The following is a 23,177-nucleotide window of genomic DNA, read 5'->3' as shown; positions in this document are numbered from 1 at the left end:
GGCATATGCCGGTGCGTGAAGCGGCCGAAGCGTGTGGCTGATGAGGGGTATCGATGCCCGGCGTGCCGGCTTCGCGCGGCACACTCATGCCGTGGGAGCAACGCTTCGAGCGCATCCGACGCTGTGGCTGATGCGGCTGTTGTGGTTGGTGATGCCGTGGAGCGTGGGAGCCGCGGCGGCGGATGCGCTCGGTGCCTGCTCGGAGACATCGGCACGCATCGTGAGCGCGGAACTGTGGGCCGCTTGGGCGCTCGTGCTGACGGCGACCCTGGTGCGCCGGCCGTGGGCATTGACTGTCGTCCGCATCGCCGCGCCGGCCTCCGTCGGCGTGGCAATCGGCTCGGTTGTGGCCGCAGTGGCTTGGGACGCCGACCTGGCCGCCCCGCGTGCCGCGACCGCCATCGTGGGCGCCGCGATCGCGACCGCCGTTGCGCTGCTGCCCGAGACCGGCAACTCCATGGTGGACGGCCTCAGCTATGGCAACGAGCGGCGGATGCTGCTGCGCACTCCGTTCCTTCTGGCGATCGCTCCCATCCCGTTGGTGTGGTCGGCCGTCGTCGTCGGCATCGCAGCACCGGCGGTGCTGTGGGCCATGGAGCAATGGATCTGGGCCGTTGTAGCCACGCTCACGGGGCTCACCTCGGCTGCGCTGGGTGTCCGGTCGCTGCATCAATTGGCGCGCCGCTGGGTGGTGTTCGTCCCCAATGGATTCGTGCTGCACGACCGCATGGCGACGCGTGAGCCGTTCCTGCTGCGCCGGGTCGACATTGCATCGTTGAGACCCGCGCCTGCCGACATCGATCTCGCCGCAGACGACCTCATCGACATCAGCGGCAACGCGCTCGGCCCGGTGCTGCTCGCCGTCCTGAACGGTCAAGTCGAGGTGGTGCCGCGCACTACGGGCACCGCGCAGGTCCTGACCGTGTCCCAGGTGCTGTTCAGCCCGACCCGACCTGGCGAGATGCTGGCGGAAGCCGCCCGACGACGGATTCGGGGCTGAGGCCGCGCGAAACCGCCGCTGCCACGGTCGAAAGGCACCGCTCTGGCGGTCAGAACACACTGGCGTCGGTGTCGAAACGGGCTGCTCTGGCGACCCGAGCACGTCGCAGTCGCCGTTCTGATTCATCGCCGAAATCGTGCCAGTACCCTGCCGCATGACATGGCGGACACGACTGCTGCGATCAGCGCGGATCAGGTCGCGCACGTGGCGCGGCTGGCTCGGATCGAGCTCACCCCAGATGAGATCGAGCACTACACGGGCCACCTTGGACGGGTCCTCGAGCACGCTCGCGAGCTGGAGGATCTCGACCTCGCCGATGTGCCGCCGCTAGCGCATCCCTATCCGCTTCGCAATGTGTTCCGCGACGATGTCGCCGGTTCGCCAGTCGACCGGGACGAGGTGCTGCAACAGGCGCCCGCCGCATCAGACGGGCAGTTCGAAGTGCCGCCGGTGCTCGGCGAGAAGACCTGAGCCGGACATGACCCGAACGGCGAGTGTCCGATGAGCACAGCGAGCCCTGCGAGTGTCCGATGAGCACAGCGAGTCTGATCGCTCGAGATGTACGCGCCGGCAGTCGCCGAGCGTCCGACGTTCTGGAGGAATACCTCGGTCGTATCGAGGCTCACGACGGCGACATTCACGCGTTTAACACAGTGACCGCCGAGCAGGCCCGTGCCGCGGCCGCATCTATTGACGCAGCCGTCGAGCAAGGCCGCGATCCGGGTCCGCTGGCAGGCGTTCCCGTCGCCTTCAAGGACAACCTGTGTACCCGCGGCGTGCCGACCACCTGCTCATCGCGCATGCTCGAGACGTGGTCGCCGCCCTACGACGCCACAGTGGTGCAGGCAATGACGGCCGCCGGTGCAGTGATGGTCGGCAAGACAAATCTCGACGAATTCGCGATGGGCAGTTCCACGGAGCATTCCGCGTTCGGCCCGACACGCAACCCCTACGACCTCGCTCGGGTGCCCGGCGGCTCCAGCGGGGGCTCGGCTGCGGCGGTCGCCGCCGGGTTTGCGCCCCTGGCGCTGGGATCGGACACCGGCGGCTCCATCCGGCAACCCGCCGCCTTGTGCGGGATCGTCGGAATCAAGCCCACGTACGGACGCGTCAGCCGCTACGGGCTTGTGGCCTTCGCCAGCTCGTTCGACCAGATCGGCCCGTTTGCAGCCGATGTCGCCGATGCTGCACTCGCACTCGGCGTCATCAGCGGCCACGATCCGGCTGACAGCACATCGATCCCCACAGCCGTGCCCGACTTCGACGCCGCCTTGGAGCGGGGTGTCGAAGGTCTGCGGGTCGGTGTCGTCAGCGAGCTGACCGGGGGTGGCCGCAATGGTGTTTCGAACGGTGACTCCGCGACCAGAGGCCCAGCGATTGGAGATGCGGCGGGAGAGGTGCTGGGCGGGATCGATGCGGAAGTGACTGAACGGGTGCTTGAAGCGGCTGACGCGCTGGCCGACGCAGGGGCATCGGTCGGCCGGGTCTCGGTGCCCGCAGTCACATACGGCCTCACTGCGTATTACCTGATCGCACCCGCGGAAGCTTCGAGCAACTTGGCGCGTTACGACGGCACGCGCTACGGGCTGCGTGTCGACGGCGCAGACGTCGAGGAGATGAACCGGTTGACCCGAAGGGCCGGCTTCGGCGACGAAGTCAAGGCGCGCATCATGCTGGGAACCTTCGCCCTCAGCGCCGGCTACTACGACGCCTACTACGGCAAGGCTCAACGGGTGCGCATGCTGACCCGGCGCGACTTCGACGCTGCCTACGCCGACTTCGACGTGCTGCTCTCGCCCACGTCGCCGTGCGTGGCGTTCCGTTTCGGCGAGCGTTCTGATCCCATGACGATGTACCGCTGCGACACTTGCACCATCCCGTCGAATCTCTCGGGCGATCCGGCCATGTCGGTGCCGTTCGGAACGGGGGCGCAGAGTCTGCCGGTGGGCGTGCAAGTGCTGGCACCGGCCCTCGGCGAGGAGACGATGTTGACGGTCGCCGCAGCGCTGGAGCGTGCAGCACCGCCGCTGCCGACACCGCAGATGGCTGCCGGCGACACGTCGGGAGGTGCGTGATGGCTACGCATGTTCGCGGAGGCCCCGCGGATCTTCCGGTGCAAGCGGCTGGGTCTCTTCAGGGAGTTGCCTGATGGCCGCAGCACAGCATCACGAGGCAAGCGCGGCAACCGACGACTGGGAGACCGTTGTGGGCCTCGAAGTCCACGTCGAGCTGGCAACCGACACCAAGCTGTTCTCCGCTGCGCCCAGCCGCTTCGGCGATGAGCCGAACACCAACGTCACGCCGGTCTGCCTGGGCCTGCCCGGCTCGCTGCCCGTGCTGAACCGACGCGCCGTCGAACTGGCCATCGCGGTGGGGCTCGCGCTCAACTGCGAGATCCGGCCGTCCATCTTCCACCGCAAGAACTACTTCTACCCCGACATGCCCAAGGACTACCAAGTCAGCCAGTACGACCAGCCGATCTGTTCCGACGGCTGGCTGGACGTGCCCGGAGCGAACCGCGTCGGCATCGAGCGGGCGCATCTGGAAGAGGACGCTGGCAAGACGACGCACCTGGGGGGCGCAGACGGCCGCATCCATGGGGCCGTCGGCGCACTCGTGGACTACAACCGCGCAGGAACGCCGCTGCTGGAGATCGTCTCACGGCCCGACATTGGCTCGGCGGCCGAGGCCAGTGCCTATGTCGAGGAGTTGCGGGCGATCCTGCTAGCGCTCGGCGCATCCGACGCCCGACTCGAGGAAGGCTCGATGCGCGTCGATGCGAACATCAGCGTGCGGCCCGTCGGCTCGGATGAGTTGCGCACCCGGTGCGAGGTCAAGAACGTCAACTCGCTGCGTTCGCTGCGCAACGCCATCGACTACGAGGCCCGTCGCCACATCGGGCTGTACCAATCCGGCGAGGAGCCGATCCAGGAGACCCGCCACTGGTCCACTGACGGCCGCACCCACTCGCTGCGGTCCAAGGAAGAAGCCGACGACTACCGCTATTTCCCCGAGCCCGACCTGGTGCCGCTCGCGCCCGATCCTGAATGGATCTCCCGAGTCCGCGCCGCGATGCCCGTGCTGCCCGCCGCCCAGCGCGAACGCCTCGGCGAGCTGGGTGCTGATCTCGATGACGCACAGATCATCGTGAACCGCGGTCTGGCCTCGCTGGTGCTGGACGCAGTCGGCGCCGGTGCCGATGCGAACCGCACGGTGATGCACGCTGTGCAGAACCTCGCCCTCGACGGGGCCGAGCTGCTTGATGCGACGCAGCTGGCGTCGCTGGTCCAGATGGAGGCAGCGGGGCAGCTCACGGCGACACAGGCCAAGACCGTGCTCGGCGTCATGTGCGAGCGAGCACACGACGGCAATGCCGACCCCGGCGCCATCGCCGCCGAGCTCGGTTTCGAGGCCATGGATTCCAGCGAGCTGGAGACGCTGGTGGACCAGGCCATCGCCGACAACCCTGAGGCGTGGCGGAAGTTCTGCGCCGGTGAAGCCAAGGTGTCGGGTGTGTTCGTGGGAGCAGTGATGAAGGCCACCCGCGGCCAAGCCGACGGCAAGGCCGTCAACCAGCTGCTCGCCCAACGCCGCGACGGAAGAGTCCGATGAATCCGACCGATCTCAGCGAGGTGCTCGGCGGCGGTGAGAACTCTTTCGTTGAGTTCAAGCGCGATGGCATCCACCCGGCCCAGCTGGCTGCTGAGATTGCCGCGCTGCTGAACCACGAAGGCGGTCGCGTCCTGCTCGGCGTCGAAGACGACGGCACCGTCTCGGGATTGACGCGCGAGCCTCGCAGAGTAGAGGAGTGGGTGATGCAAGCCGCCCGCGACCTGCTTGAGCCTGCTGTGATCCCGTCGTGGCAGACGGTGCGGGCACCAGAGGGTGTCGTCGGCATTGTCAGCCTTCCGGCGAATGCCCCGGACAAGCCGTATCGGGCACGGCAGGGATCGCATTGGGTCACCAAGATTCGGGTGGGCTCGACGACTCGCGATGCAACACGGGAAGAAGAGGAGCGACTGTTTCAGCAGTCGGGAAGCCTTCTCTACGGTCTCAAACCGGTGCTGGGAACAGGTGCGGAGCATCTTGACCAACGGAGGCTGCTGGACTACTTCACGCGCATCTGCGGTGACGACGAATTGCCTCCGCGAGACTCCAATGAGTTCTCGGTACTGCTGCGCAATGTGGAGTTCATCGTCGAAGTCTCCGGCCAGAGCTACGCCACGGTGGACGGCATGCTGCTGTTCGGAACCGACGTCGGGCGATACGTGCCGCAATCGGGCATTCGCGCCATCTGTTACCCCGGAACCGAACCGGACTATGCAGCGCGGGCCGACGAGACCATCCGCGGCCCACTGGTGCCGTGGGCTGGCGCAGACGGAACGGTTTACGAGGGCGGACTGGTGGATCGGGCTGTCGATTTCGTCCGCCGACTCACCTCGGTGACTGCCCGACTGGAAGGCGCCCGCCGCGTGGACAGGTGGGACTATCCTGAATCGGCAGTTCGCGAACTCCTTGTGAACTCACTCGTCCATCGCGATTACAGCATCGCGGGCACTGACATCATGCTGGCGATCTTCGAGGATCGCTTGGAGGTGACGAGTCCCGGTCGCCTGCCCAACTCGGTGTCTGTCGAGTCGATGAAGTCAGGAGCTCGCTATGCGCGCAATCAGATGCTCGTGAATGTGATGCGCGACTACGGATACGTCGACGCGCGCGGCATGGGCATCCACCGCAAGGTCCTTCCCGCGATGCGTGCTCATAATGGCACCGAGCCTGAATTCGTCGAAGAGGAGTACCGTCTGATCGCCCGCCTGTGGAAGTAGCCTCGCCGTGGACGCGTGCACGGTATCGCTTTGCTCCAGTGGGTCGTCCCGCGAATCCGCAGCCGATGCATTTTCGGGCAAGATGCGTGAAGCCCGAGATGGCAGGCGGCAGGCGCCAAACACGGCAGTCGTGAACCTCACTCGTGCCCGGCGCGAGGTCTCGCGTATGGCAAGAAGCGACGGTCGTAGTAGACGCACGCCATCTCGTCAAGGACGCGCGCTCTGATGACGGCGGTCTTGCCGGAATCGCCCGCAGTGTTCGATTCAGCGAAGTCGATGGCACTGAGGTTGCCGAGGCGCGCCTCCCAGATCCATACGACGCTGCCTCGCTGGCCGCGGACATACTCCCCTCGGCGGCCGCCGAGCACGTAGCGGAAAATGAGGTGCTGGCCCGGCTTTGGCAGATGACCCTTGGGCATGTTTGTTTCAAGCGCGACCTTGATCTCCAGGTCTGACCCTCGATCTGACTCGGATACGAGATCGGGATACTTGTGCGGATCATTGCTTCGGTATCCCCCCTCCGACGCATCCGCGAGGGCTGAGCGCAGGAGATTGCCGATCATGGCGGAGAGGCTTGCGAGCTCGATGATCTCTGCGAGCGGTTGGGTGCCGGCGTTGATCAACTGCTCGTCGATCAGATCCAACCTTCGGTAGGTGTTCGTGATCGCCCCCACAATCCATGCCTCGTCGAGTCCGGACGCAGTGCTGACACTGTCGGCATTGCGCGTTGCATCCGGCGGGGGCGTTCGTGCTGGAAGGCGAACGGGCAGGTCTCCACCGGCCGCGTTCGTTTCGGCCATGTTGACGAGTTCAGTCAGTGACAATCCCAGCGCCCTGGCGAGCCGATACGCCGACTCGACACTCACATGGCGCTCACCGCGCTCGACGAGACCGAGGTGGGTGCGGTGCTTTCCAGCCTCGTCTGCAAGTTCGGCCAGCGACCAGCCTCGCTGATCGCGCAGGCTGCTCACCACGGTGCCGACTGCGCGCGCAACGGCGCGGGCAGTCTCGGCCTCCTCGTCGTCAGCACTGGGTGTCACAATGGTCGAGCCTAAGTCCACCCACACCGGATTCGGCGAGACTATAGTCTCGCCGACCCGCGACGACTCGGTGGCAAGGTAGGCGCAATGGCCCCGCTCAAGATCATGGATCTGTTCTCTGGCACCGGAGGTTTCTCGAAGGGCTTCGAGGACACGGGAGCCTTCGAGGTCGTGTATGGCATTGACGTGCTCCCCGAGGCCATCGAAACCTTCCGCTTGAATCATCCTCGAGCCGTGACGTTCATTGACGACATCCGGCAGGTGCGACTCGGTGTCGTTGCTGAGCGGACTGGCCTAGCGCGAGGTGAGGTTGATGTCATCGTCGGAGGCCCACCGTGCCAAGGCTTCTCGTCGATCAGGCCATTTCGCTCGATGACCGAGGACGACCCTCGCAACAGCTTGTTTGAAGAGTTCGCAGCGTATGTCAACTATTTTCGACCGGCTGTATTTGTCATGGAGAATGTTGTAGGCCTCGCTACCTATAAGAATGGTACGACCATAGAGCAGATTGAGAAATGCTTCTCCGATCTTGGCTACGATGTGGACTGGAGAGTGCTTAACGCAGCACATTTCGGAGTACCTCAGAAGCGCGAACGTCTCATCTTAATTGGGGCTCAGGAAGGCGTGACTCTCAAATTCCCGCAGCCCACTCACGCAGGCATTTTTCGGACCATTGGATTACGCGAACGGCATCGAATACTGGCGCCTGCCGAGAACGGCGGCATAGTGTCGCTCTTCGAAGATCACATCGCAGATCTTCCGCGGGCCGTGACGGTGATGGAGGCAATTGGTGACCTTCCTCGCTTGTCAGCGGGCGAGCAAGTCGATACGTATTCTTGCCAGCCTCTAACTATGTATCAGGAGCAGCGACGATTGCGCTCTACACAGCTCGAATGGCATGTGGCTACTGCTCACTCCAGCCGGATGCTAGAGATCATCAAACATTCTGGCTCCAATATCAGTTCTGTGCCGGAATACCTGATCACTTCTGGATTCTCGTCATGTTATTCACGGCTCGAACCGCATGAGCCCGCTGTCACAATTACTGTGAATTTTGTTCATCCTGCATCAAATAAGTGCATTCATCCATATCAGGATCGTGCATTAACGATTCGTGAAGGCGCGAGGCTTCAGTCATTTGACGACGACTTCAAGTTCGCAGGCAACAGAACCAAGATCGCAAAACAGATCGGCAACGCGGTTCCGCCGCTGCTCGGGCGGGCAATTGCGGAGTCTGTGCAGCAGATGTTCGGCGTAGACGCCGGATACGCCGCGGGTCGTGAAGATGCGGCTTGACGGAGTCGCAAGGGACTATTGTTTGAACTCTAGGTAGTCCGATACACGCGTGTTCAGCCCTCGCCCGTGCGGAGCCATGCGTCGCCTCGGAAGCGGATCCACTGCGGTGCGACGCGAAAACACATGAACGCGATGAGGGCCGCCCAGAGCCATCCGATTCCGAAGTCCAGCAGGCGCACCGTCCCGCCGACGATTGCGAAGCCCGTTGCAGCGCCGATCATCGCCCGTGCCAGAAAGCCCAGGTCGCCGGCGCCGATGAAGATGCCGTCGAAGGCGAACGCGGCGGCATTGACCGGTTGCATGGCAGCCACGAACAGCAGGATGAATCCGCCGAGGGAGACCACGTCGGGGTCAGTGCTGAAGATCGATGCCAGCGGCCCGCGCAGCACAACGAGCACCAGACCGAACACGACGCTGAGCTGAAGGCTCATGCCGATCATCCGGACGCTGGCTGCGCGAGCCACCTCGGGCCGGCCGGCGCCCAGTTCCTTGGCCACCATGGCCTGGCCCGCGATGGCGACCGCATCGAGCGCCAGGGCCAGCAGCGCCCAGATCTCGGCGCCGATCTGGTGCGATGCCACCTCGGTGGTCCCGATGCGCGAGGCAAACACGGCCGCCAGCACGAACGAGCCCCGCAGCGCACTGGTGCGAGCGAACATCTGCAGCCCGACACGGGCATAACGGCGGGCTGCAGCCGCAACGAGCCGCAACGAGGCGCCGACAGCCCGCGTGCGGCGGCGTACGGCGAAGGCGAAGGCGATTGCCGCTGCCCATTGGGCGATGACGGTCGACCATGCCGAGCCGGCGATGCCCATGTCGAGCTCGAACACCAGCACCAGCTCGATGAGGAGATTTGCGATAGCGGACGCCACCGCCACGATGAGGGGTGTGATCGTGTCCTGCGCGCCCCGCAGGTAGCCGGTAGCGGCCATTGCCGCCAACAGTGCAGTGAAGCCGATGAGGCTGATCCGTAAGTAGGTGAGCGCCAGATCGGCGACTTCGGGAGTCGGGTCGAACAGGCCCACGAGCCATCCCGAGCCGGCCCACATGCCCAGGCTGACGGCGATGCCCAAACCGACCGAAAGCCACATGCCGGCGATGCCTTGTTCGGCGGCTCTCTGCGGCGAGCCGGCGCCGACCAGCCGCCCCACCAAGCCCGTCGTGCCGTACGCCAGGAAGATCAACGCTGCGTGGGCGCTCAGCAGGATGGCCGACGCGATCGCAAGCCCCGCCAGTTCGGGCGTTCCCAGCCTGCCCACGATCGCCGTGTCGGTGACGACATACAGCGGCTCGGCTATCAGCGCGCCGAACGCCGGAACAGCCAGCAGCAGAATCTCCCGGTCATAGGCCGTGCGCCGGAACACTGCTACGAGGCCGAGCCTGCTGGCGAAGCTGTAGTCCAGCCGGCCGGTGAGCACGGCGAAGCCGAGTTGCGAGCACAGCGCGTCGAGCCGCCTGCATACACCGCTGCCTCGGCCGGCCAAGTGGACCATGAGCGGGAATCGCCGCGCGTCGACGCCAAACGAATCGCCGGTCGGCGCACCGGTGACGACCCTGCGGTGCTCAAGAATGCGAACGGCGCCGTGTTGGGCATCAGCCGGTCAGGCGCCACACGCCGGTTTCCATGTCGATGACATAGAGCTCCCCCTCAGCATCCGCCGCAAACCCGACGGGCCGTGGCGTGCTCACGCCCAGATGCCAGACGTCGTCGGGCTCGGTGCCAGGTGAAACTGCTGCCGCGTAGATGTCGCCCCCGCAGAGATCGGCGAATACGTACCGGCCCTCCAGCCATTCCAATTCGCTGCCCCGGTAGACGTGGCCTCCGATCACTGCGCACAGGCCCCGTCCGTGCCGGTACTCGAGATCGGGTGGCCGGTGGTCGGCGAGCTCGTCGCCGACGAATCTCCGGCTTCCCTCGTAGGAGTTCCAACCCAGGTTGGCGCCGCCCTCGTCGAGGGCGAGCGCATTGACCTCTTCGATGCACTGCTGTCCCACGTCGGAGACCCACAACGTGCCGGTCGGCTCGTCGAACGACATGCGAAACGGGTTGCGTGCGCCGTACACCCAGATGTGAGGGTCGCTGCGGGGTCCAAGGTCGGGGTTGCCCGGTGCTGGAGCGAGCCGCCAGTCGCCGGGATCGTCGCTGTCGGCGGTGTCGACGGCGAACCGCAGCACGGCGCCCAACGGCGTCGTGAGATCCTGGCCGTGACGGCGGGGATCGCCGAGGCCCCCGCCGTCGCCGAACGACACGTAGAGCAGCCCGCTCTCGTCGAACAGCAGATCGCCGCCGTTGTGCTGCGCATTGGTCTGGGACACCTCCAGCACATCGGCGTAGCCGCCTTCCAGCGCTGTGCGATCAGCGGTCGGTGTGAGCACCGTGAGAACGCTGGAACCGTGCCGGTCGGTGCGGTTGATCCACAGACGTCCGTTGGGTCCCAGCGTCATGCCCACCAGGCCCTGATCGTGCTCGGCGGCTGTGTTCGAGGAGAAGTCGGCAACCGGCTCGGTGCTGACGGCGGCACCGAAGCTGCTGCCCACTTGGTCAGCCGTGTTGGGCGCAAATCGCCAGATCCGACCCCTCCTGTCGCCCACGAAGCCGCCGCCTGGTGTGCCGTCGTCGTCCGGGTCGCCGGCGCCCGATTCGCCAGCATCTGGCCCGTCGGCGCTGGAATCGCTGCCGCCCACCGAAGCGATGTCGAAGACCATCACCGTCGCTTCGGCGAGATCGATGTAGGGCACGAGCGTGACGGCACGTCCGGGCGCCGCCTCGCTGAGCGGCACGGCACCGAGCTCAGGAAGACCGGCAGGGCAGGGAGTGTTCGACGCCACGTACTGCGGGGTCTGCGTGAGCGGGAGGGTCGTGGCAGGCGCCGAGGCCACTGGGCCGGTGCCATCGTCAGGGCTTCCGACTGCGGGAGCGGCGTCGTTGCCAGTCGCCATATCCGAGCACCCGGCCGCCATTGCGCCAGCGGCCATCGCCACCGTGCAGGCCGCAATGCTGAACCACCGTCCGCCCTGCACCCGGCCAATGTACGCCTGCTCGGCGGCATGGCCGTCCGCGCGGGACAACGCGCGGACAGATGGGCCTTGTCGTCGAGTCGCCTGCTGCCTCCCGCTGCTGTGCCCGCTTCGATTCACGACGGGCTCACAGGCCGTTCGGATCACGGCATCGCCCGTCGGCTCAGCTTCTCGTGCCGTGTGCGCGCTCATGTCGAGTTGTGGCTGCGGGGACGGCACGACAGAATGAACCGATGCGCGCGCCAGCAGACACGCTTGGCTGCCCGGCCGAGGCCGTGAGCGGCAACGAGGTTGTAGGGGTACTCACCTAGGCGAGCCCGTCTTGACGCGCTCGCCCTGCCTCCCGCTCGGGAGGCACAGTCATTTATGGGCACAGTCAATTCACGAACCGACCATTCCAAGTAGCAGGGCAGGAGAAACTTCATGGAGCTCACCGGCGCTCAGGCGTTGATGCGAAGCCTGGAGATGAGTGGCGTCGAGGTCATGTTCGGCCTGCCCGGCGGGGCGATTCTGCCCGTGTACGACCCGGTGCTGGACTCGTCGATCCGCCATGTCCTCGTTCGTCATGAACAGGGCGCCGGCCACATGGCGCAGGGATACGCGCATGTCACCGGCAAACCCGGGGTTGCCATGGTCACGAGCGGACCAGCAGCCACGAACATCGTGACGCCGCTCTGCGACGCCTTCATGGACTCGATCCCGATGGTCGTGGTGACCGGTCAGGTGGCCATGTCGGCGATCGGCTCGGATGCGTTCCAGGAGTGCGACACCACGGGCATCACCATGGCGGTCACCAAGCACAACTACCTGGTCACCGAGGCCGCTGACATCCCGCGCATCGTGGCCGAGGCGTTTCACATCGCAACAACTGGGCGACCTGGCCCCGTGCTGATCGACCTGCCCAAGGACGTCAGCAACGAGATGATGACCTGGTATTGGCCCGACGGCGTGGAGCTGCCCGGATACCGGCCCCGCAGCGGGGTCGATCCAGCCGCTATCGCCGAGGCGGCGGAACTGATCCGGGCAGCCCGGCGGCCGGTGATCTACGCGGGAGGCGGTCTGCTGAAGGCCCGTGCCGCGGAAGCGCTGCGGGAACTCGCAGAGATGTGCGACATCCATGTGGTCACCACGCTGATGGCCCGCGGCGTGTTCCCCGACCGTCACCGCCTGTGTCTCGGCATGCCCGGCATGCACGGCAACTACTCGGCGGTGACGGCCATGCAGCAGGCGGATCTGCTCATCAATCTCGGGGCGCGCTTTGACGACAGGGTCACTGGCAATCCGGCGCACTTCGCCCCCGAGGCCAAGGTCATCCATGTCGACATCGATCCCGCCGAGCACGGCAAGGTGCGTGTGCCCGAAGTGGCTATCGTCGGCGATGCCCGTTTGGCCGTCGAGGCGCTGATCGCTGCGCTGCGACCCGCGGACGGCGGCGATGCCACCGACGCAATGGCCGATCGATCGGCGTGGAAGTCGACGATCTCGGGCTGGCAGGAGCAGTACCCGCTGCAATACGACCAACCGTCGAGCGGCCATCCGCTGAAGCCGCAGTACGTGGTGGAGCAGCTGCGTGACCACACTCCCGACGACACGATCGTGGTGGCCGGCGTGGGGCAGCACCAGATGTGGGCGAGCCAGTTCTGGAAGTTCGACTACCCCTACACCTGGGTCAACTCAGGCGGCCTCGGCACGATGGGTTTCGCAGTGCCCGCCGCCATCGGCGCCAAGGTGGGCCAGCCCGACCGAACCGTGTGGGCCGTGGACGGCGACGGCTGTTTCCAGATGACGGCGCAGGAGCTCATCTCCGCAAGCGCCGAGAACATCCCGGTGAAGGTGGCCATCTTGAACAACGCCTACCTGGGCATGGTGCGCCAGTGGCAGGAGCTCTTCTACGCAGAGCGCTACAGCGAGGTGTACCTCAGCGCTGATCATCCCGACTACGTGGGCTGGGCCGAGGCCATGGGCTGTACGGGCATCCGGGTGGAGTCGGCCGAGGAAGTCGCGCCCGCGATCACGAAGGCGAACTCGATCAATGACCGGCCCGTGGTGATCGACTTCCGGGTCGACACCGAGGAGAAGGTGTACCCGATGGTGCCCGCCGGCGGATCGAACGACGACATCATCCTGGGCCCAGAGGGCGACGCCGACGCCGCATTGAAGGGTACGGCGCCGTCATGAGCAGCCCGCAGAGCAGCAGCGCCGGCGCGAGCGGCGCACAAGGCGACCGGCCCGTCGTGAGCGGCGCGCAGAGCAGCAGCGCGGGCGCGGGCCAACCGCGGGAACCCGATCTCCACATCTTCGCGGCCATCGTGGAGAACAAGTTCGGCGTGCTGGCGCGCATCGCCGGGCTGTTCAGCCGCCGAGGCTTCAACATCTTCTCACTCGCGGTCGCGCCCACCGACGACCCCGCCTACAGCCGCATCACCATTGTCGTCGACGTCCACAACACCGACGTCACCCAGATCGCGAAGCAGCTCGACAAGCTCATCAACGTGATCCACATCAGCGAGCTGCACCCGTCCGACTCGATGGAACGCGAGCTGATGCTCGCCCGCGTCGGGGCGGTCGATCTCGCTGCGGTTGTCGATGTCATCTCCGAGTACGGCGGTGAGGTGCTCGATCACACCGACGACGAGGCGATCGTCAGCGTCAGCGCCCATCCGGACCGGCTCGACCGGTGCGAGCGCCAGTTGCGCCCGTTCGGCCTGCATGTGCTCCAGCGCACCGGCCGCATAGCGCTTCGGGCACTCGATGCCGACGAGCCTGCTGTTGGCATCACGAGCTAGTGCCGTGCCAGGGAACCTTCGATGTGCGACGCTGCGCCGGAGTTCCCAGTGCGCTCGACCGAGCTGGTGGTGCAACCACGCAAACGTTTGCTGACACGGCACTAGTCACGAGCGCGACGCTCCGAGCGTCACGCCCAGAGTCAAGCCCATCAAGTTCCGGCAAACTCCGGCGATCTGAACAACTTTGAGGAGCGAAATCGATGCCCGCCACCATCTACTACGACCAAGACGCCGACATCGGCCAACTCGCCGACCGCACCGTGGCGGTGATGGGCTACGGCTCCCAGGGTCACGCCCATGCCCTGAACCTGCGAGACAGCGGCGTGGATGTCGTCGTTGGGCTGCGTGAGGGCTCATCGTCTCGCGCCAAGGCCGAGGCTGAGGGCTTGCGGGTCAACGACGTGGCAGGCGCGGCCGCCGAAGCCGACATCATCATGATGGCGCTGCCCGACACCGACCAGGCCGCCATTTACGACGCGTCGATTGCACCGAACCTGCAGCCCGGCAACGCCATTGCGTTCTCGCACGGCTTCAACATCCACTTCGGCCAGATCAGCCCACCCGCCGACGTGGACGTATGGATGATCGCCCCCAAGGGTCCCGGCCACAACGTCCGGCGAACCTACGTCGAGGGCGGCGGCGTGCCGGCGCTCGTGGCGATTCACCAGGACGCCAGCGGGAACGCGCTCGCGGACGCGCTGGCCTACGCGAAGGGCATCGGCGGCACTCGGGGCGGCGTGCTGACGACCACCTTCGCCGAGGAGACCGAGACCGACCTGTTCGGCGAGCAGGTGGTGCTCTGCGGCGGCTTGACCGAGTTGATCCGGGCCGGTTACGAGACCCTGGTGGAAGCCGGCTACCAACCCGAGTCGGCGTACTTCGAGACGCTGCATGAGGTGAAGCTGATCGTCGACTTCATCTACGAGGCCGGCATCTCGGGCATGCGCTACTCGATCTCGACCACCGCCGAGTACGGCGACATGACCCGCGGCTCTCGGATCATCACCGACGAGACCCGCGCTGAGATGAAGCGCATCCTGGCCGAGATCCAGGACGGCAGCTTCGCTCGCGAATGGATCGATGAGAACCGCAACGGGCTGCCGAACTACCGGCGCATGGTCGAAGAAGGCCGCCAGCACCCCATCGAGCAGGTTGGCGCGGAGCTGCGGGCGATGATGCCGTGGATCACCGCTGGCCGCCAGGACGTCACAGCGGCATCCGGCGGCGCCGTTTCCTGAGAGAACGGCGGGAACTGCCGCCACGTGCACGTTCCGTCGGTTGAAGCCGAACGATCCAGATGGAGCAGATCGCCGTTCGATCGCGGCTCCAGGGGTGCCCGAGTCGGCCCGACACGGTGGCAGAATCGGGGCGTGGTCGAAGTCGTCGTGACTCCGGTGCGGGTGCCTGCTGCGGGTGACCTGCTCGTGGCGACGCCGCGCCTCGTGGATCCGAATTTCGACCGCACGGTCGTCTTCGTGATCGAGCATCAGCAGGCAGGCACGTTGGGGGTCGTCATCAACCGCGATTCCGACATTCCGTGCACTTCGGCGGTGCCGCGCTGGGCGTCACGTTTCACGAACGAGTCTGCAGTCGGGCTCGGCGGGCCGGTTGAGCCGCAGGGCCTGCTGGCGCTCGGGGCGACCGCCGGCCGGTCGGCAGGCGCACGGCAGTCACCTGAAGGCTCCCGCGCCGAGTCGACCGAAGCTGGCGGCGTCTGGCGCACCGTGAACGGCGAGGTCGGGCTGGTCGATCTCACCGCCGATCCGTCCGAACTCGATGCCGCTGTCGTCGCCGTCAGGATCTATGGCGGCCACGCCGGATGGGGACCGGGCCAGTTGCGAGGCGAACTGCAAGCCGGATGCTGGTGGGTGTTCGACTCGACGCCCGGCGACCTGACTGGCGACGCCGACACGCTCTGGTACGACGTCCTGGAGCGCCAGTCTCCGCCGGCACGACTGCTTGCCCGCTACCCGGACGATCCCGCTCTGAACTAGCGCGTGGGGCCTGCGAGCCACGGGCATCATGGCCGTGGGCGGCCAACGCGTGCTCCAGTCTGTCGGTTTACCGCTGGGGTGCGCCGCTCGACATGGTCCAATCGGCGGCGCGCTAGGTTCGACGACGGAACGGTTGGACACGATCACAGCGGAGGCCTCCCATGAGCGAAAGCGGTGAGCCCGCGTCATACGACGGAAGCAGGCGGACCGGCTGGGCCGAACTGGGGTCCGGCGAGACAGTCGAGCTGGCCCGGCCGATTCGCCGTCTCGGCGCTCGAATACTCGACAGCCTCATCGAGGTGGTTCTCTACGTGGTGCTGTTCATCGCGTTGGCGGGTGGCGATGTGGGCGACGGTTCGGGTATCGGCACCCTCGGATTTACTCTCATTGGGTTGGTCGTCGGCATCAGCTACGAGGTCCCCCAGATTGCCGTGTGGGGCCAGACCATCGGCAAGCGCATGACGGGCATCAAGGTGATCAATGCCGTGCACGGCGGGACGCCGGGTGGGGGCAAGGCAATCGGCCGCTGGGCGATCCCCGGTGTGGTCGGCGTCATCCCGATTGTCGGCTGGCTCCTGTCGCTGCTGTGCTACGTGAGCTTGACGTGGGACCGCGTGTATCAAGGCTGGCACGACAAGGTCGCGGGCACGCTGGTCATCAAGACCTGAACCGAGCCTGAGCTCATGGCAGCGAAACCTCTCGGGGTCAGCCGGTGAGCGATGTCCACGGGCCGTCGGGGCTGAGCGAGCAACCCCAAACCGGCTGGGCACTGCTCGCCTCGGGCCAAACCGTTCAGTTAGCTCAGCCAGTGGAGCGCCTCGGCGCTCGCATTCTCGATTTCTTGATTGTCGCGATCCCGCCGACTGCCATCTGGGCCATTGTCCGAGGTCGTGATGCCTTTGTCCCCAATGGAGGCGAGACCCTCACGAATCTCGGAGGGATCTTGTTGACCGAGTTCGGAGCACTGCTGTCGGGGGTGCTCATGGCCTTCATCTACGAAGTCGCGCCGACAGCGAGATGGGGTCAGACATTGGGCAAACGAATCGTGGGGATCAAGGTGGTGAATGCCTCGACCGGCACAGCGCCCGGTTTGAGCAAGTCGCTCGGCCGTTGGGCCGTGCTGACGCTGCCGGTCTCTATTCCCTATGTCCAGATCCCCGGCGTGGTTTTCTACCTGCTGTGCGTTCTGACGATCGGTCATGAACCGTGCTACCGGGGCTGGCACGACAAGGCCGCGCGGACCTTGGTCGTCGCGTCATATCGCGACAACAGGCGCAGCGGGCGGCCTCGACCCGCTCCCGCTCCACCGAGGTACGGGCTGCGGCGTTAGTGCCGCGCGCCTGGGCTGCTGGCAGCGGCTTCAGAGCCGCTCGACGATGTAGTCGATGCAGGCGGTGAGGGCCTCGGCGTCGGCCGGGTCGATCGCCGGGAATGCGGCGATGCGCAGCTGGTTGCGGCCCAGCTTGCGGTAGCCCTCGGTGTCGACGATGTCGTTGGCCCGCAGTGCCGCCGCAATGTCGTCGGCGCTGACGCCCTCGAAGTCGACGGTGCACACGACGGGGGAGCGCATCGCGGCATCGGTCACGAAGGGCGAGGCGAACTCTCGCGCCGCCGCCCAGCCGTACACGATGCCGCTGGAAGCTGCCGACCGGGATGCGGCCCAGCCGAGCCCGCCGCCGTCGAGCATCCATTCGGCGGTCTCGAGGGTCAGCAGGATCGTCGCGAGTGCCGGGGTGTTGTAGGTCTGATCCTGGCGGGAATTGCGGGCTGCGATCGCCAAGTCGAGCGTGGCCGGCTTGTACCGGCCCCCCGCATCGATGCGTTCGATGCGCTCAATGGTGGCCGGGGAGCACGCAGCGATGAACAGTCCGCCGTCGGCGGCGAAAGCCTTTTGGGGTGCGAAGTAGTAACAGTCGACATCGGCGGGATCCCACGGCATCGCTCCGGCGGCCGACGTGGCGTCGACCATGACGAGGCTCGGGGCGTCGCCCTGCCGGGACGGGCTCAGCTGCGGCTGCACCAGCGGCATGCACACGCCGGTCGACGTCTCGTTGTGCGTCAGCGCGTACACGTCGATGTCGGCTGGATCGGCGGGCTCAGGCACGGGGTGCGTGCCATACGGCGCCGTGATCACCATCGGGTCGCGCAAGTGCGGTGCGGCAGCGGTCACGGCGGAGAACTTCTCCGAAAACTCGCCGAATGTCAGGTGCTGGGCGCGGCGCTCGACGAGCGAGAAGGCCGCAGCATCCCAGAAGCCGGTGCTGCCGCCATTGCCCAGCACCACCTCCCAGCCGTCGCCGAGTCCGAACAGCTCGGCCATCGCCGCCCGCAGCCGGCCCACCACTGAGCGCACGCCGGTGCGGCGATGCGACGTGCCCAGGTAGTCGACCGCACGAGCTTGGAGCGCCTTGACGGCCTCGGGTCGAACCTTGGACGGACCTGAGCCGAAGCGCCCGTCGGCGGGTCGCAGTTCAGCGGGAATCGAAATCGATGCGGGAGTGCTAGCCATTGGCTGCCACTATTGCGCCCGGCTCCGCCGCCGACAACCACATTTTGAGCATTCGCACTCATTATGAAAGTGCATTCCCGACGGGTGCAGGTCTGACTCGAGTCTTCGCACTCACGCCGCGCTACACACCGCCAGCGGCTGCAGCAACCAGCCGGCGTTCACTGCAATACGTGAAGCGATGCCTGATGCCTCGGCGAAGGCCGAGCCGCCCTGGATCGGCCCGCGCCGGCTGAGCGAGTCTCGGCGGCTGCCCTTGGCCGGCATCCTGGACTCCAGCACCGTGCCCACCGGCTTTTGAGACTGCCGCCTAGTCTGGGGTGATGGCCGTTCGCGGCGACACGCTCGTTGTCCCGACGATTGGGCAGGCGCGTGCTGCTGCTGATGCGCTCGCCGAAGAGGGCGTTTCGGCAGTGCTGCTGTACGGGTCGGTGGCTGCGGGCACAGCACGCGAGGGCAGCGACATCGATGTAGTGGCTGTGTTCGACGACATCGACTACGCCGAGCGGTATCCGCGCCGGTGGAGGCTCGAAGCCAAGTGCGCTGCTGCTGCGGGGGTGCCGGTGGATGTGCATGTCACCGACTGGCCCGAGTGGCGTCGCCGCACTGCCGAGGTGAGTTCGTCGTTCGAGGCGAGCGTCGCTGCGCGCCAGCAGCTGCTTTTCGAACGCGAGCCGCGGCCCGACGCGGTGCGATGGGGCAAGGAGATCGGCATGCCCGACAGCAACCTGGGCGAAGCCGTCGAACGGCTCGCCGACATGTGCCAGTCGCTCGCGGAGATGACTGCGGCGTGCCGTCTGCGCGACGGCGAGACGCCGACTCACGAAGGCGATGAACAGGTCGTCGCGTTGGCTCGGGCGATGCGATTGCGCAGTCTGTGCGCCGCTGCGTCGATGACGATAGAGAACGCGCTCAAGGCATGGTGGGCGGCCAGCGGTATCGCTTCGGAGCGGACTCACAGCGTCGCGAGGCTGGTCGAGCGGGCAGGGGCACTGCCGGGTGCTCTCGTGGACGCGCTCGCTCCGCTGGAGGCGAACACGATGCGGCCGAGCCGGGAAGCGTACGACGATGTGTCGAGCTGGCGCATAGGCGGCGCCTACCCGTCGGCTTTGCCGCAGGCCACATCCGACAAGACCGAGCATCTCGTCAGGCTGCTTGCCCCCGCCGCAGTCACTGCCGCTGATGTCACGCTGCGGCGTCTGCTCGACGAAGGCGCCGACACTGCCGACGAACGGGTCGCCGTGTGCGCCGCGCAGGTGCGCATCGCACGGGCGGCGCTCGCTGCCCGCGACCCGGTGACCGGGCGCCCGCTGGACGGCGTCTCGCCGTCGCCTGCGGTGGGGAGACGCAGTACGGCCCACTGAGGCCGGCTGTCACCGGCGGTGTATGGGCGGACTATTGATGCGTGGTCGGTGAGGCCGGCCACGAAGCACAGCCATTGCCGCCTCGCTGCGCGAAATCGGCTTGGCCGCAGCGCAGCAAAGCGCCTACCTTCCCATGCACGGTCATCTGGCACCGTGCCCGTCGGCGGGCAGGCCAATTGAGGGGGGTTATACGGGATAGTGCCAAACCGCTGGGCTAGCCGTCATCAGGCCATGTCCCATCAGGCGGCGGTTTGTAGCTGAGAATGCGCCCCACGGCTTCGTCGAGGTCATAGTCGTGCACACCTTCAAGCCGGACCGGTTCCTCTAACGCAGCTTGAGTCGGCTCATAGGAGCCATCCCAGATACGCGGATCGGCGCCCATCATGTTCCTCGCAGTGTCTTGTTCAGCGCTGTGCGCCACGCGTCGAAGTCATACCAGCCGCAGCCATCACAGCCTGACGGGTCGTCTTGCACCGCAGGTGCCCACTTGCCGTTACCGGCATAGAAGAACCGGATGCCGAACGGCTCGCCACGGTTGCCGGTCTTGTAGCAACGCTCACAGGCCCGCGATTTGAGCAGGTTGTGGCTGACGCTGCCGTTCGATTTCTTGAGCAGTTGGAATCGGTCGCGGATGTCTTGGTCGCTCATGTTGGCGAAGTCGGTCTGTGCCTGCTGCTCCGCGGTGTTCCACCGCATCATGGGCAGCTTGTGATCGACAGTGAGCTGGCCTGTGGGCCGGTCGGTGAGTTCCACGATGTCGCGGGAACCCAGCAGCGTGACAGCGCGGCGAACGAAACTGGCAGGCATCGACGCGCTTGGGATCGCAGGCGTGAAGTTGCCCTGCCAGCGGTCCTGACGGGTGGTTTGTCCACAGTTCGTGCACAGGTGGTCGCCGCTCTCGATATCCAAGCCGGGTCGTGAGCCGGTGCCGCGTTGCAAGCCCTGAATGCCAGCACCGCCCGCTAGTTGCGTGCTGGCGACGTGCCCGTACTCGCATTGGCGACAGTGCCACCGATGGTCACGCAGCACACAGAACACCATCCACACTTTCGTGGACGTGTCGAATGTCGCCTCGTACTCGGCAAGGGTGGTCACAGAAGCGACATCTTGCCAAGCTCGGCGTCGACACGCTCAGCGGCGAGCGCGAACAGCATCGGGTCGAGTTCGTAGCCGATGCCGCGACGGCCGTGCTGACGTGCAGCGATGACGGTTGTGGCTGATCCGGCGAACGGGTCGAACACCAGACCGTTCGGCTCGCTGAACAGGTCCACGAACTCGGCTACCAGCGGGAGCGGTTTCTGTGTGGGGTGGATGCGCTGCTGCGGTGACGGCGACTTGTGAACGAACACGTTGTGCACCATCTCGCCGTTGAACGGCGTGCTGGGCCGCTTGCCGACCACGACAGCCTCCCACGCGTTGACGGGCTTGTACTTGTGGTTGAACGGCACCGGGTTGGTCTTCTGCCACACCATCGGCCCGACCGCTACCAGTCCGTGCTCGGTGAAGATGTCGCAGTAGGTGCCGATCTGTGCTTGCGCGCAGAACGTGACCGCCCATCCTGCGACCTTGGGCAGCACTACCGATGTCCACGCGTGGGGGTCGATTGCTTCGTCCCAGTCACCGAAGTGGCCCTTGGGCATGATGAAGTCAGAGCCGTCATTGCGGAGACGACGCGGTACCTGGGTTTCGCAGGTGTACCGCTTCGAGATGCCATAGGGCGGGTCAGTGAGCAGCAGGTCAATGCTGCGGTCCGGCATGGCTGCGGCTGCCTCGATGCCGTCACCGCAGTGGAACGCGTACCAGTCGCCGATTACAGCATCTCGGGGCGTCTCAGGCGTGGCATGGTCGGGCAGACGTGCGAGCACGTTGGCGGGCACGGGCGCTTCGATGATCGACGCGTCATGGGCTACCAGCAGTGAGCCGAGATGCACCGCAGGCACGCCGTTGCGCTTCGTGGTGAGCTTCACCGACCACGCGTCAGCCTGCGGTTCGTACACGGGTGCGTCGTGGCTGAGCAGCATTCGGTGTTCCGGGAAGCTGCCGCCGATCCATTCATTCACCGCGGCTCGCAGTGCGAGCTTGCGTTCTGTCGTGGCGTTCATGGTGCGCTCCGCATGAGATCGAGTGCGTGCGCCATAGGCGCAACGGTAGTGGACATAGCTACAGAACTCCGAGATCGGCGGGATTATGTCGGCCCTACCACGGCTCGGAACGGTCAGCCTCGGCAACGGCGCCAACCACATCGGCGGTCAGATCGGCGTAGGTCAGCCGCTTCCCGTCCATGCCTGCGGCGACGGTCGCCATCTGCTGTTCGGTGCCGGTCTTGACGCTGAATCGCTTGCGGCAATCCTTCCCGCGGCAGCGGTACGGCATCGTCTTGTGCGCCGCTCCCGTCTGCACGTCATCGTGCCCACAACGCGGGCAGGTGATGTCGCCACCCCACCGCTTCGCGGCGAACCATGCCTCAGCGGTCTTGTCGTCAGGGAACATCTCGAACAGCGCGGTGAGAGTGAGTCCCTTGCGGTAGTGCTTGCCGGGAGCGTTCTTCGCCATGTCCCCATGATGGCAAGAGGGTGTGACACCGAAATCGGCTTGGCCGCAGCGCAGCGAAGCGCCTACCTTCCCGTGCACGGTCATCTGGCACCGTGCCCGTCGGCGGGCAGGCCAATCGAGGGAGGCGCCTTGACTACCATCGCAACCATGACCGGCGACACCGACGACGCTGCCGAGCCGGACGCCGACGAGACCGCAGCACCCGCTGCGCGCCCGGGCCGAACGCAGACCGCGCCAGCGCACGCCGACGCTGCGTCTGGGGCGCAGCAGCGCTCCGCCTTGGCGCCCGTGCTCGCAACCGTCATCGGAGCGCTCATCATCGGCGTGTTCAGCATCGCCGCTGTCGGTTTCAACGTCCTGCGCAGCGACATCGCGAACGTCCGCACCGATCTCGACCGAAAGATCACCGACGAAATCGCCGGTGTGCGCACCGACGTCGACCTGCTTCGCGACCAGATGGAAGCAGGTTTCGCCCAAGTCGACGAGCGCTTCGCCCAAGTCGACGAGCGCTTCGCCCAAGTCGACGAGCGATTCGCCCAAGTCGACGAGCGATTCGATCAGATCGACGAGCGCTTCGCCCAGGTCGACCAGCGCTTCGCTCAGATCGACGAGCGGCTCGCTCAGGTCGACGAGCGTTTCGCTCAGATCGACGGACGAATCGTCCAGGTCGACGAGCGCTTGGTGCGGATCGACACCGTTTTGCTTGACCACACCGACCGGCTCGCCCGCATCGAAGCAGTCCACAACGACCACGCTCACACGCACCCTCAGCTCTGATCCGATAGGCAAAGCCG

22 protein-coding genes are annotated in these 23,177 nt (G+C 66.0%); 14 read left to right on the top strand and 8 right to left on the bottom strand.

What is annotated here, in order from left to right:
* The first annotated feature begins 40 nt into the window (after positions 1-40).
* The 5 genes from ACOGJB_RS08245 to ACOGJB_RS08225 all read left to right on the top strand — a co-directional run bounded on the left by ACOGJB_RS08245 (position 41) and on the right by ACOGJB_RS08225 (position 5,826).
* Positions 41-1,000, top strand: coding sequence for a hypothetical protein (locus tag ACOGJB_RS08245; protein WP_419840332.1), 960 nt, complete (start codon positions 41-43; stop codon positions 998-1,000).
* Between the two features lie 159 nt (positions 1,001-1,159).
* On the top strand, positions 1,160-1,471 hold the full coding sequence (gatC, locus tag ACOGJB_RS08240; RefSeq protein ID WP_419840331.1) for an Asp-tRNA(Asn)/Glu-tRNA(Gln) amidotransferase subunit GatC: 312 nt from the start codon (positions 1,160-1,162) through the stop codon (positions 1,469-1,471).
* Positions 1,472-1,530: 59 nt separating this feature from the next.
* Positions 1,531-3,075 (top strand): amidase family protein, encoded by a 1,545-nt coding sequence (locus tag ACOGJB_RS08235; RefSeq protein WP_419840330.1) that lies wholly within the window; start codon positions 1,531-1,533, stop codon positions 3,073-3,075.
* Between the two features lie 73 nt (positions 3,076-3,148).
* Positions 3,149-4,612 (top strand): Asp-tRNA(Asn)/Glu-tRNA(Gln) amidotransferase subunit GatB, encoded by a 1,464-nt coding sequence (gene gatB / locus ACOGJB_RS08230; protein WP_419840329.1) that lies wholly within the window; start codon positions 3,149-3,151, stop codon positions 4,610-4,612.
* A complete protein-coding gene (locus tag ACOGJB_RS08225) occupies positions 4,609-5,826 on the top strand; it encodes an ATP-binding protein (RefSeq protein WP_419840328.1) in 1,218 nt (405 codons plus the stop codon). Before gatB ends, ACOGJB_RS08225 begins: the two co-directional genes overlap by 4 nt.
* A gap of 137 nt (positions 5,827-5,963) precedes the next feature.
* Here the strand turns inward: ACOGJB_RS08225 and ACOGJB_RS08220 are convergent, their stop codons facing one another.
* A complete protein-coding gene (locus tag ACOGJB_RS08220; RefSeq protein ID WP_419840327.1) occupies positions 5,964-6,866 on the bottom strand; it encodes a helix-turn-helix domain-containing protein in 903 nt (300 codons plus the stop codon).
* Positions 6,867-6,953: 87 nt separating this feature from the next.
* On the opposite strand from ACOGJB_RS08220, the gene ACOGJB_RS08215 reads away from it, so the two are divergent.
* The gene (locus tag ACOGJB_RS08215; RefSeq protein ID WP_419840326.1) at positions 6,954-8,162 is read left to right on the top strand and encodes a DNA cytosine methyltransferase; all 1,209 of its coding nucleotides are present in this window, start codon (positions 6,954-6,956) and stop codon (positions 8,160-8,162) included.
* Positions 8,163-8,215: 53 nt separating this feature from the next.
* Here the strand turns inward: ACOGJB_RS08215 and ACOGJB_RS08210 are convergent, their stop codons facing one another.
* Complete coding sequence (locus ACOGJB_RS08210) at positions 8,216-9,655, bottom strand: MATE family efflux transporter (protein WP_419840325.1); 1,440 nt, start codon at positions 9,653-9,655, stop codon at positions 8,216-8,218.
* Positions 9,656-9,755: 100 nt separating this feature from the next.
* Positions 9,756-11,183, bottom strand: a complete 1,428-nt coding sequence (locus ACOGJB_RS08205) for a PQQ-dependent sugar dehydrogenase (protein ID WP_419840324.1) — start codon at positions 11,181-11,183, stop codon at positions 9,756-9,758.
* A 420-nt stretch (positions 11,184-11,603) separates the two neighbouring features.
* On the opposite strand from ACOGJB_RS08205, the gene ACOGJB_RS08200 reads away from it, so the two are divergent.
* The 6 genes from ACOGJB_RS08200 (at position 11,604) to ACOGJB_RS08175 (ending at position 17,290) form a co-directional block, all read left to right on the top strand.
* Positions 11,604-13,358: an acetolactate synthase large subunit gene (locus tag ACOGJB_RS08200; RefSeq protein ID WP_419840323.1), complete on the top strand. Its 1,755-nt coding sequence runs from the start codon at positions 11,604-11,606 to the stop codon at positions 13,356-13,358.
* Positions 13,355-13,966, top strand: a complete 612-nt coding sequence (gene ilvN, locus ACOGJB_RS08195; protein WP_419840322.1) for an acetolactate synthase small subunit — start codon at positions 13,355-13,357, stop codon at positions 13,964-13,966. Before ACOGJB_RS08200 ends, ilvN begins: the two co-directional genes overlap by 4 nt.
* A 200-nt stretch (positions 13,967-14,166) precedes the next feature.
* Positions 14,167-15,204, top strand: a complete 1,038-nt coding sequence (gene ilvC, locus ACOGJB_RS08190; RefSeq protein ID WP_419840321.1) for a ketol-acid reductoisomerase — start codon at positions 14,167-14,169, stop codon at positions 15,202-15,204.
* 132 nt (positions 15,205-15,336) lie between these two features.
* Positions 15,337-15,960, top strand: coding sequence for a YqgE/AlgH family protein (locus tag ACOGJB_RS08185; protein WP_419840320.1), 624 nt, complete (start codon positions 15,337-15,339; stop codon positions 15,958-15,960).
* Positions 15,961-16,121: 161 nt separating this feature from the next.
* On the top strand, positions 16,122-16,628 hold the full coding sequence (locus tag ACOGJB_RS08180; protein ID WP_419840319.1) for an RDD family protein: 507 nt from the start codon (positions 16,122-16,124) through the stop codon (positions 16,626-16,628).
* A gap of 44 nt (positions 16,629-16,672) precedes the next feature.
* Positions 16,673-17,290, top strand: coding sequence for an RDD family protein (locus ACOGJB_RS08175; RefSeq protein ID WP_419840318.1), 618 nt, complete (start codon positions 16,673-16,675; stop codon positions 17,288-17,290).
* A gap of 30 nt (positions 17,291-17,320) precedes the next feature.
* Here the strand turns inward: ACOGJB_RS08175 and serC are convergent, their stop codons facing one another.
* Positions 17,321-18,469 (bottom strand): phosphoserine transaminase, encoded by a 1,149-nt coding sequence (gene serC, locus ACOGJB_RS08170; protein ID WP_419840317.1) that lies wholly within the window; start codon positions 18,467-18,469, stop codon positions 17,321-17,323.
* Between the two features lie 320 nt (positions 18,470-18,789).
* On the opposite strand from serC, the gene ACOGJB_RS08165 reads away from it, so the two are divergent.
* Positions 18,790-19,830, top strand: coding sequence for a nucleotidyltransferase domain-containing protein (locus ACOGJB_RS08165; RefSeq protein ID WP_419840316.1), 1,041 nt, complete (start codon positions 18,790-18,792; stop codon positions 19,828-19,830).
* A gap of 214 nt (positions 19,831-20,044) precedes the next feature.
* Here the strand turns inward: ACOGJB_RS08165 and ACOGJB_RS08160 are convergent, their stop codons facing one another.
* The 4 genes from ACOGJB_RS08160 to ACOGJB_RS08145 all read right to left on the bottom strand — a co-directional run bounded on the left by ACOGJB_RS08160 (position 20,045) and on the right by ACOGJB_RS08145 (position 22,383).
* Positions 20,045-20,215, bottom strand: a complete 171-nt coding sequence (locus ACOGJB_RS08160) for a hypothetical protein (RefSeq protein ID WP_419840315.1) — start codon at positions 20,213-20,215, stop codon at positions 20,045-20,047.
* The gene (locus tag ACOGJB_RS08155) at positions 20,212-20,925 is read right to left on the bottom strand and encodes a restriction endonuclease (protein ID WP_419840314.1); all 714 of its coding nucleotides are present in this window, start codon (positions 20,923-20,925) and stop codon (positions 20,212-20,214) included. Before ACOGJB_RS08155 ends, ACOGJB_RS08160 begins: the two co-directional genes overlap by 4 nt.
* The gene (locus ACOGJB_RS08150; protein WP_419840313.1) at positions 20,922-21,932 is read right to left on the bottom strand and encodes a DNA-methyltransferase; all 1,011 of its coding nucleotides are present in this window, start codon (positions 21,930-21,932) and stop codon (positions 20,922-20,924) included. Before ACOGJB_RS08150 ends, ACOGJB_RS08155 begins: the two co-directional genes overlap by 4 nt.
* A gap of 94 nt (positions 21,933-22,026) precedes the next feature.
* Positions 22,027-22,383, bottom strand: coding sequence for a transposase (locus ACOGJB_RS08145; RefSeq protein WP_419840312.1), 357 nt, complete (start codon positions 22,381-22,383; stop codon positions 22,027-22,029).
* Between the two features lie 129 nt (positions 22,384-22,512).
* Between ACOGJB_RS08145 and ACOGJB_RS08140 the strand changes: the two genes are divergently transcribed.
* Complete coding sequence (locus ACOGJB_RS08140; protein ID WP_419840311.1) at positions 22,513-23,160, top strand: hypothetical protein; 648 nt, start codon at positions 22,513-22,515, stop codon at positions 23,158-23,160.
* The last annotated feature ends 17 nt before the right edge of the window (positions 23,161-23,177 follow it).

It is taken from the genome of Candidatus Poriferisodalis sp., from assembly GCF_965208895.1.
Taxonomy (GTDB): Bacteria; Actinomycetota; Acidimicrobiia; order Acidimicrobiales; family Poriferisodalaceae; genus Poriferisodalis.
This window is presented reverse-complemented; position numbering and strand designations above follow the sequence as displayed.

What these genes read in the sequence shown, in the direction of transcription:
- ACOGJB_RS08245 (WP_419840332.1), top strand. Translation starts at nt 41, where the DNA reads ATGAGGGGTATCGATGCCCGGCGTGCCGGCTTCGCGCGGCACACTCAT.
- gatC (WP_419840331.1), top strand. Translation starts at nt 1,160, where the DNA reads ATGGCGGACACGACTGCTGCGATCAGCGCGGATCAGGTCGCGCACGTG.
- ACOGJB_RS08235 (WP_419840330.1), top strand. Translation starts at nt 1,531, where the DNA reads ATGAGCACAGCGAGTCTGATCGCTCGAGATGTACGCGCCGGCAGTCGC.
- gatB (WP_419840329.1), top strand. Translation starts at nt 3,149, where the DNA reads ATGGCCGCAGCACAGCATCACGAGGCAAGCGCGGCAACCGACGACTGG.
- ACOGJB_RS08225 (WP_419840328.1), top strand. Translation starts at nt 4,609, where the DNA reads ATGAATCCGACCGATCTCAGCGAGGTGCTCGGCGGCGGTGAGAACTCT.
- ACOGJB_RS08215 (WP_419840326.1), top strand. Translation starts at nt 6,954, where the DNA reads ATGGCCCCGCTCAAGATCATGGATCTGTTCTCTGGCACCGGAGGTTTC.
- ACOGJB_RS08210 (WP_419840325.1), bottom strand. Translation starts at nt 9,655, where the DNA reads ATGGTCCACTTGGCCGGCCGAGGCAGCGGTGTATGCAGGCGGCTCGAC.
- ACOGJB_RS08200 (WP_419840323.1), top strand. Translation starts at nt 11,604, where the DNA reads ATGGAGCTCACCGGCGCTCAGGCGTTGATGCGAAGCCTGGAGATGAGT.
- ilvN (WP_419840322.1), top strand. Translation starts at nt 13,355, where the DNA reads ATGAGCAGCCCGCAGAGCAGCAGCGCCGGCGCGAGCGGCGCACAAGGC.
- ilvC (WP_419840321.1), top strand. Translation starts at nt 14,167, where the DNA reads ATGCCCGCCACCATCTACTACGACCAAGACGCCGACATCGGCCAACTC.
- ACOGJB_RS08180 (WP_419840319.1), top strand. Translation starts at nt 16,122, where the DNA reads ATGAGCGAAAGCGGTGAGCCCGCGTCATACGACGGAAGCAGGCGGACC.
- serC (WP_419840317.1), bottom strand. Translation starts at nt 18,469, where the DNA reads ATGGCTAGCACTCCCGCATCGATTTCGATTCCCGCTGAACTGCGACCC.
- ACOGJB_RS08165 (WP_419840316.1), top strand. Translation starts at nt 18,790, where the DNA reads ATGGCCGTTCGCGGCGACACGCTCGTTGTCCCGACGATTGGGCAGGCG.
- ACOGJB_RS08160 (WP_419840315.1), bottom strand. Translation starts at nt 20,215, where the DNA reads ATGATGGGCGCCGATCCGCGTATCTGGGATGGCTCCTATGAGCCGACT.
- ACOGJB_RS08150 (WP_419840313.1), bottom strand. Translation starts at nt 21,932, where the DNA reads ATGAACGCCACGACAGAACGCAAGCTCGCACTGCGAGCCGCGGTGAAT.
- ACOGJB_RS08145 (WP_419840312.1), bottom strand. Translation starts at nt 22,383, where the DNA reads ATGGCGAAGAACGCTCCCGGCAAGCACTACCGCAAGGGACTCACTCTC.